3 protein-coding genes and 3 pseudogenes are annotated in these 6,138 nt (G+C 70.7%); 2 read left to right on the top strand and 4 right to left on the bottom strand.

From position 1 onward, the window contains the following. Positions 1–5: 5 nt before the first annotated feature. Positions 6–1,106: a calcium:cation antiporter gene (locus AC2TEW_RS38115; RefSeq protein ID WP_484622056.1), complete on the bottom strand. Its 1,101-nt coding sequence runs from the start codon at positions 1,104–1,106 to the stop codon at positions 6–8. A gap of 1,446 nt (positions 1,107–2,552) precedes the next feature. Between AC2TEW_RS38115 and AC2TEW_RS38110 the strand changes: the two genes are divergently transcribed. Next, on the top strand, positions 2,553–2,768 hold the full coding sequence (locus AC2TEW_RS38110; RefSeq protein ID WP_484625167.1) for a bacteriocin immunity protein: 216 nt from the start codon (positions 2,553–2,555) through the stop codon (positions 2,766–2,768). Between the two features lie 7 nt (positions 2,769–2,775). On the opposite strand, the pseudogene AC2TEW_RS38105 reads toward AC2TEW_RS38110, so the two are convergent. Continuing rightward, a pseudogene (locus AC2TEW_RS38105) lies at positions 2,776–3,710 on the bottom strand (IS5 family transposase). 227 nt (positions 3,711–3,937) lie between these two features. Here AC2TEW_RS38105 and AC2TEW_RS38100 point away from each other — a divergent pair. After that, a complete protein-coding gene (locus AC2TEW_RS38100) occupies positions 3,938–5,104 on the top strand; it encodes a lipid II:glycine glycyltransferase FemX (protein WP_484627766.1) in 1,167 nt (388 codons plus the stop codon). Between the two features lie 591 nt (positions 5,105–5,695). On the opposite strand, the pseudogene AC2TEW_RS38095 reads toward AC2TEW_RS38100, so the two are convergent. Both AC2TEW_RS38095 and AC2TEW_RS38090 read right to left on the bottom strand, forming a co-directional pair. Further along, positions 5,696–5,896, bottom strand: a pseudogene (locus AC2TEW_RS38095) (IS5 family transposase); the annotation flags it as partial. 21 nt (positions 5,897–5,917) lie between these two features. Beyond that, positions 5,918–6,138, bottom strand: a pseudogene (locus tag AC2TEW_RS38090) (IS5 family transposase); the annotation flags it as partial.

Genomic DNA, 6,138 nt, shown 5'->3' with positions numbered 1-6,138 from the left:
CGCCGTCACGGACTGACGGCGAGCACCAGGTACGCGGCCAGGATCGCCAGGTGGACGCCGCCCTGCAGCGGGGTCGCCCGCTGGGGGGTGACGGTCAGCGTGCCGACGGCGACGGTCAGCGCGAGCAGCACCATGTGGGTGGCCCCGAGGCCCAGCAGCAGCGGGCCGGACAGCCAGGCCGAGGCGACCGCGACGGCCGGGATGGTCAGGCCGATGCTGGCCAGGGCCGAGCCGAGCGCCAGGTTGAGGCTGGTCTGCACCTGGCCGCGGGAGGCGGCCCGCACCGCGGCGATGGTCTCCGGGAGCAGCACCAGCAGGGCGATCACCACCCCGACCACGGCGGCCGGCAGGCCCGCGGCCGCCACCCCCCGCTCGATGGTGGGGGAGACGCCCTTGGCGAGGCCGACCACCGAGGTCAGCGCGACCGCGAGCAGGGCCGCCGAGGCGAGGGTGGTGCGCTGCGTCGGGCGGTCGCCGTGGTCGGCCGGGTCGAGCAGGTCGCCGGCGGGGGTGACCGGCAGGAAGTACTCGCGGTGGCGGACCGTCAGGGTGGCGACGAACAGGCCGTACAGCACGATCGAGGCGCTCGCCGCGTAGACCAGCTGGGTCGGGTTGAACTGCGGGCCCGGGGTGCTGGTGGTGAAGGTCGGCAGCACCAGGCTCATGGTGGCCAGGGTCGCGATGGTGGCGAAGGCGGCTCCGGTGCCCTCGGAGTTGAAGACCGCGACCCGGTGCTTGAGCGCGCCGACCAGGATGCACAGCCCGAGGATCCCGTTGCAGGTGATCATCACGGCGGCGAAGACGGTGTCCCGGGCGAGGCCCGCGCTCTTGTCGCCGCCGTCGGCCATCAGCGTGACGATCAGGGCGACCTCGATCACGGTCACCGCGACGGCCAGCACCAGCGACCCGAACGGCTCACCGACCCGGTGCGCGATCACCTCGGCGTGGTGGACCGCCGCGAGCACCGCCCCGGCCAGGAAGCAGGCCACCACCGCCACCACCGGGCCCGGCAGCGAACGCTTCCAGGTCAGCAGCAGCAGGACCAAAGCCAGCACCGGCACCACGGTGGTCCACTGCGCGGCGAGCGGGCGGATCCGAGTGATCATGCCGTCGAGCTTGGCAGACCGGCGACCCCCGACCGGGAAACGACACCCGCCCGAGCGGCGGCGCCCGGCGCACGCGCTCGCCGGACCGCGGGTCGCCCTCATCTCATCGTCATCACGGCGGCCACCGCCCCGGCCTGCCGGACCTCGCCCAGCACGGCACCGGACATCCGACATGGTCCCCAATCTCCGGCATACCGGGCAGGTCCCCACACAACTCGCGCCGGATCCGAAGACCGCCCTTCCTTGACGGGCCGCCGGTACCGTATCCGGTGGGCCGGCGGGGCAGCGGGACCTGGTGGTCACACAACCGGCAGCAGGCCGAGCAGGCGGCACGGGTCCTTGCGACGCCGGACGGGACCGACCAGCTGGCATGCCGCCCACCGACCGGCGGCTGTCGCCGAACACGCCGACCGACCCGCCGCCTGCGGCGAACCGACGGGGTGTCCCGCCCCGAAACGGCCGAGAACAGCGCCTGCTCGGGCATCCGCGCCACCGTTCCGGCACCACGGACCCCGATCGGCCTCGAACGCACCCCACGGTCCACCCACCTGGGACGGGCAACGGCAGAGATGCGAACGACCCGTGATCCTCATCGACCCACCGGTCACTGCTCCGGCCGCACGAACCGCTCCCCCGCGACCGATGCGCGGCGCTCGTGCCGACTCGTATGTTGTCCGCGGGACCCGCCCAGGCGGCACACCGTCGGCCCCCGTCCGCGGGCACTCAGCCCGATCGCGGATCCGTGCGCTCACTGCTGGCTCGCCCCCGCGGCGCGGGCCACCACGTCACGGCGTCTCCTGATCACGGTGGCGGACTGCGACGGCGAGGCATGTCAGGAGGCCGTCCCAGCGTCGCCAGAGGAACGCCTGCAGCCATCGTGAAGGTCTGGTCACTGCTCCGGCCCCTTGTCCTGAGAATCTGTGCGACGGCAGACCCGGGCGCGGCTCACGGCTCTGCCGCCTCATCAGGCTGCAGGGCCGTCCGACCGCCGAGCACCGCAAGCACGGGCCAGGCCACTGTGCCAGTCTCCGCCGCCGGCGCCCGCAAGCCGCGAGCCGGCCGGGGGATCGTGAGGATGAACGCCGACCGCGGTCAACTCCGCCCCCAAAACCGGCGCAGCCTCCCGAACCGCCTCCACCGCATCGCTGGCACACGGCGACCGGTACCGATGGCGGGCCGGCAGCGCACTGCGGCTCCGGCCGCCGGCCGGATCTCTTGCACGAACGGAACGTCTGCTCCGGCGGGCACATGGAGACCTCCCCCGGCCACCTGCCGGACACAACCGGCGGTTGTGCCCCGGCGCACATTCACGCCCGGCAGGCGCCCCGCGCGGGAAGGGCGACCGCGCCCCGGACCACGTCCAACCGCCCCGCGTCTAGGAGCTGTCCGGTCGATCATGTGACTGTCTAGGCTGACCCTCTTCTGGAAGGGGTGGCTGTGGCGGTGATGACTCGTGCAACGGCCGTTGCGTTGGTGCAGAAGATCATGGATGCGCACTACGCCGACGATGCCGAAACGTACGGCGTACTGGAGGCATTGGGCGAAGCCCTCGGCTGTCCGGCCGGCTATGTGGGCAACTTGATCTTTTGGCCCACGGGGCGGGAGCTGACAGCTGTCGAGGTCGTCGATCAGGCTCTGGAATACCGGCCCTTCGCCCTGTGAGAGGGCCTCAAGCCCGCAGCCAGATGACCAGGGTGGCCGCGGTGACAGTGCCGAGGAAGACGTAGCCGCGCTTGTCGTAGCGAGTCGCGACGGCGCGGGAGTTCTTCAGCTTGTTGATGGCCCTCTCGACGGTGTTGCGCTTCTTGTACCGGTCCCCGTCGAAGCCGGGTGGCCGTCCGCCTCGCGATCCTCTGCGCAGGCGGGCGGCCCGGCTGTCGGCCTTCTTCGGGATTGTGTGCCGGATGCCGCGCCGCCGCAGATACTCGCGGCAAGGACCGTTGCTGTAGGCCTTGTCGGCCGCGACGCTGTCCGGCTTCTTACGGGGCCTGCCCGACTCGAACCGCGGGACCCGGATCTTCTCCAGCACTGGGATGAACTGGGTGCAGTCGGCCCGCTGCCCCGCCGTGACGATCAGGGACAGCGGGCGGCAGAAACCGTCCGCGCTCAGGTGAATCTTGCTGGTGAAGCCGCCACGTGAACGCCCCAGGCCCTCGCCTCCCGCACCACCTCCACCAGCCGGCCGACGAGGCTCTGCCACGGAGTCTCGTCCTGGTGTTCCAACGACTCGTCCCCCTTTGATCCGGTGAGCGCCGGCGGTGGGTCGGTGCGGGCGCCGGCCGCGTGCTGGTGGGCGCGCACGATGGTGGAGTCCACCGAGATGTCCCAGTCGATCTCGCCGGCCGCGTCGGCCGCGGCCTGGACCTGTTGCAGGAGCCGTTCCCAGGTGCCGTTGGCGGACCAGAGCCGATGGCGCTCGTAGACGGTCTTCCACGGACCGAACCGCTCCGGCAGATCGCGCCAGTGCACCCCGGTCCGCACCCGGTGAAGGATCCCGTCGATCACCTGCCGGTGGTCCCGCCACCGGCCACAACGCCTGTTGCTGACAGGCAGGAACGGCCGCAGCCGTTCCCACTCGGCATCTGTCAGATCACCCCGCCCCATGCCCGAACCAACGACCAGGGCAAGCAAAAGTCACATGATCGGCCGGACAGCTCCTAACTGTCCCCTGACCTTCTCTGGAGGTTCCCCGAACTCCTGAACCCTAGGCTCTGGAGATGTGACCTTCGCGGACAGCCGCGGGGCCCGGCCGGCCGAGGCAGCACGGGCCGAGAGCGGATCCCACACCCGGTCCTGGCACGGTCCCTGGAACTTCGAAGATCCGAGACGAGATGACACTGCGAATTCTTGACACCTCCCATGCACTGCGGCTGGCACCGATCAGCGCGCAGGCCCACTTGGACTTCCTGACGCACAGGCCCCCGATGCCCTCAAGTGTCCTGCAGTGCCCTGCCTGGGGGCAGGTGAAGGAACCCGCGTGGACACCCGAGAGGCTCTGCTGGACGGACGCATCGGGAACCATCCTGGGAACCGCGCTGGTGCTGTACCGCCGGATGCCCGGCACCCGCAGATCCTTCGCCTACCTGCCGCACGGTCCTGTGCTGGACTGGGCGGGTCCCGACGCCGGCAACCAGCTGGACCTGTTGCTGGACCACCTGCACGCCGCCGGCGCATTCGCCGTACGGATCGGACCACCAATCCCCTACCTCCGCTGGCAGGCAGCGACGTTGAAGAAGGCTGTGGGGCCGGGCCGCAGGCTGGCCCACATCTCCCCCGACGAGGTGGAGCAGCTGGCCGCTCAAGTCGCCGCCCGGCTTCGCTCCGCCGGGTGGCAGCGCCAGGGCGAAACCGGCCCGGGGTGTGACGCCCAGTCACGTCTGGTCTTCGAGGTGACGCTCACGGGCAAGAGCCGGGACGACCTGTGGACCGGCCTCAACCAGCAATGGCGGCGCAACATCAAGAAAGCACGCGACCAAGGCGTACGAACCGCGATCGAAGGGCCCGCGGCCCTGCCCGCGTTCCACACCCTTCTCGGCGTCACGGAGCAGCGCGACGGGTTCCGCACCGGCCGCTCCTTGGCGTACTTCCAGCGGCAGCACGAGATCCTCAACGCGGAGCAGCCGGATCGGGTGCGCCTCTACACCGCCCGGCACGATGACGAAGTCCTTGCTGCGCATACGATGTTCCGTTCCCCGGACGGCGCCACGGCCTGGTACACCACCGGGGCGTCGGCCAGCCATCGGCGAGAGGTACGCCCGAGCAACGCCCTGCAGTGGCGCATGCTCAGCGATGCCCATGCGCTGGGCGCTCGTGAGTACGACATGGGAGGCGTCGGCGACACGCTGGACCCGCAGGACAAGCGCTTCGGCGTGCTGCGCTGGAAGCTCGGCACATCCGGCCAGGTCGTCGAGCGGCTGGGTGAATGGGAACTGACGCTGCCCGGAGCGGCCAACCGCCTCCTGCACACGGCGATGCGGACATACACCACACACCGCTGACCCCACCTTTGAGGCGAGGCCATGGGAAGCCGTTGTCCTTCCGTGAGTGATGGGTGCGTTTCCGCTGGTCAGGCATAGGTTCGGCGTTTCGGTGACAGGGACGGGGTGTCGTGTCGTCTCTTCGGTGGAGGTGCCGGGATGCCGTCGGTGATGGCGCTGCTGGAGGAGCGTGAACGCTCCGCCCGGCAGCGGGTGGAGGGCCTTCAGGCCGAACTGCGGGAGGCGGAGGCCGTGTGGGAGCGATTCGTGATCGCCCGTGAGACGGTGGCCGAGGTGTTGGCCCTTCCTCGCGGCGACGAAGAAGGGCCGTCGGTAGTGGCGGCCGCTGAGGGCCGGAGCAGGTCGCCGCAGCGGTGCCCGGTTCGGTGGAGCCGCAATGGCGCGAAGGACTCGCCCAGGCAGTACTGGCACCGGACTACCAGCGGCTCGTGGAGGTCCTGGTCGAGCGGGGCGGGGAGGAGATGGACTGTCGGCAGCTCGCGGCGGCACTCGGGCTGGAGCCGGTTCAGACGAAGGTGGAGGGAGTGCGGTCGAAGGCGAAGCGGCGGCTGGCCGCGCGGGGCCGGCTCGTCGAGGAACGGCCGGGGATGTTCAGCGTGGTCGCCGGGCGAGGCGTCGGCTCATGACCGTGCTCATCGACCAGCGGATCATCGCCTCGGTGGTGTCGGTGCGGCCCTCGTAGTCGCGGGCCAGGCGGCGTGAGTGCATCAGCCACGCGGACGTCCTCTCCACCAGCCACCTTCTGGGCAGCACGACGAAGCCCGTGGCGTCGTCGGTGCCTCTGACTGGGCGTTTCGTCCCTTGTCCTTATGCTCAGGTGCCGCGCCAGGTTGGGGTGTTTTCGCCGGTGAGTCGGCGGGTCATGAGGCTGATCATCGCGACGTGGGCCATGGCTTCGGAGCGGGCGGGGAGGGCCTCGTAGTCCCGGGCCAGGCGGCGGTGGTTCATCAGCCAGCCAAGACTGCGTTCGACGACCCAGCGGCGGGGCTGGACGACGAAGCCCCTGGTGGTGGGGTCGCGGCGGACGATCTCGA

The organism is Kitasatospora sp. NEAU-CNBT7 (assembly GCF_057220535.1).
The sequence above is the reverse complement of the archived record's forward strand: the minus strand, read 5'-3'. Positions and strand labels throughout refer to the sequence as shown.

Bases quoted from the DNA above. Each gene is read 5' to 3' on its own strand.
- AC2TEW_RS38115 (WP_484622056.1), bottom strand. From the start codon at position 1,106: ATGATCACTCGGATCCGCCCGCTCGCCGCGCAGTGGACCACCGTGGTG.
- AC2TEW_RS38110 (WP_484625167.1), top strand. From the start codon at position 2,553: ATGACTCGTGCAACGGCCGTTGCGTTGGTGCAGAAGATCATGGATGCG.
- AC2TEW_RS38100 (WP_484627766.1), top strand. From the start codon at position 3,938: ATGACACTGCGAATTCTTGACACCTCCCATGCACTGCGGCTGGCACCG.